1 protein-coding gene is annotated in these 1,811 nt (G+C 71.8%); it reads right to left on the minus strand.

The annotated features are described in order from the left end of the window. Positions 1–167 precede the first annotated feature (167 nt). Positions 168–1,811, minus strand: a 1,644-nt coding sequence (locus tag WBA11_RS06220) for a BamA/TamA family outer membrane protein (RefSeq protein WP_424519843.1), incomplete at its 5' end; no start/stop codon positions are given.

Consider the following 1,811-nt stretch of genomic DNA (forward strand, 5'->3'; position numbering starts at 1 on the left):
GCGCGGGGCGCACCGTCCTCGAGGTCGGCCCGTGGCACGGGCGGCACCGCGCCCGGAGGCGCGGCGCCGTCGCCGGAGCCCAGATCGGTGCGGGTGGGTTCGGGAGTCACGAGGCCGTGAACGCGGGAGCGGCTGGGAAGGTCTGTCCTCGAGGACGGAGCCGGTGGTTAGAACGTCTGCCCGATGGACAGGTGGAACTGGAGGCGACGAAAGATGCTGCCTGGATCGATGCCCGCGGGGTCGAAGTCGCGCCCGCTCAGTCGGGCGTCGATGTAGCCGAGCTCCGTCTCGGCTGTCGGCGCGTCGATCTCGGCCCCGCCAAAGCACACCGGCTCGTCGGCCTCGATGGACGAGCCGCAGTAGACCAGCGCCGGCGTTCTCAGGTCGAGGTACGACGGGTTGACCTTGACGCCGATCGCGAACGAGACAAACCCGACCGGCGTCAGGTACTGGATGCCCGCCCCAGCCCCCACGCGGATGCCGCCCTCTTGGTCGAGCGTGTCCGCGAGCGCGATGTCGGCCCGGGTGCCGCCGGCCCGGATCAGGCCGTTCGTGGCCGCCGCACTCGAGGACTCGACCACGCCGCCGTCGACGAACACGTTGGCGCCCCACTGCGGCCCGATGGGCAGGGGCAGGTTGAGCTGCACGCTCGCGGACCCTTTCAGGCGCCCGCCCACGCCGACGTAGCTGATGTCGCCTCGGCTCGTGACGCGCGCCGGATCTGGGATCTCGCCCGAGACGACAGACGGTGCCGTGATGGAGAACGTCTTGGGGCCGAGCTGCGCCGACGCCCAGCCGCGCACGTCGCTCGTGCCGCCGGCGTAGAACAGCTGGTCGCGGAGCAGGACGTAGTCGCCCACGGCGTCCACGTCGGAGCCGCCGAACGGCATCAGCCCACCGGCCACCACGCGGCCCACGACGCCCGTCCGGCGGCTGTCGCCGATCGGGATCGTGACGCTCGCCGCCACGCGTCCTCGGCCGTAGGACACGTCGCCCGCCGCGATCGAGGCCGAGGGCCGGATCACGAAGCCCCGCGTCGGCTGGAGCGGATCGTCGACCTGTCCCCAGACCACGTCGAGGCCGACGACGCCCGTCGTGGCTTGGAGCGAATCGGGCAGGAGCGGGTCGATGGCGGGCTCGAAGCGGCCGGCGTCCAGGAGCCGGATGCCCAGGCCGCGGGACAGGTCGCGGCGACGGCCCGTCAGGGACAGGCCGATGGTCTGGAGTGGCGCTCGTGTAAACAGCAGCGTGTTCGAGACCTCGAGCTGGGTGCTCGACTCGATCTCGTCGTCGCGGACGCGGTACGACGGCTGCAACGTGTACGAGACGCGCCGATCGAGGACGTACGGTTGCCGGAAGGGGAGCGACACGCGGAAGTCGCGGATCGGACCGCCGGTCACGGACTGGGTGCCGCCGCCGATCCCGGACCCGATGCCCGTCCGCCACTCGATGTTCGCCGAGAGCTGGCGGGCGCCGCCGAACGCGTTCCGGTGGGTCGCCGCCGAACGCAACGTGACGCCGCCGTCGGAGAAGTAGCCGGTGAACGCCGAGAGTACGCGGCTCGGCCCGCGCTGGACTCGGATCCGAACCGGCACGATGGTGTCGCCACGCACGGCCGACGGCGCGACGTCCACGAGCGCGAGCGTGAACAGGCCCAGCCCGAAGATCTCGCGTTGTCCCTCGGCAAGGGCGCTCGCGTCGAACAGGTCTCCGGTATCGACGGGCAGCTCGCGTGCGACCACGTGGGCCGCGAGCGACGAGTCGCCCTCGACGCTGATGGCTCCCACGCGAGCCCGCGCACCCACGTTAAC

The organism is Rubrivirga sp., from assembly GCF_049648075.1.
GTDB lineage: Bacteria > Bacteroidota > Rhodothermia > Rhodothermales > Rubricoccaceae > Rubrivirga.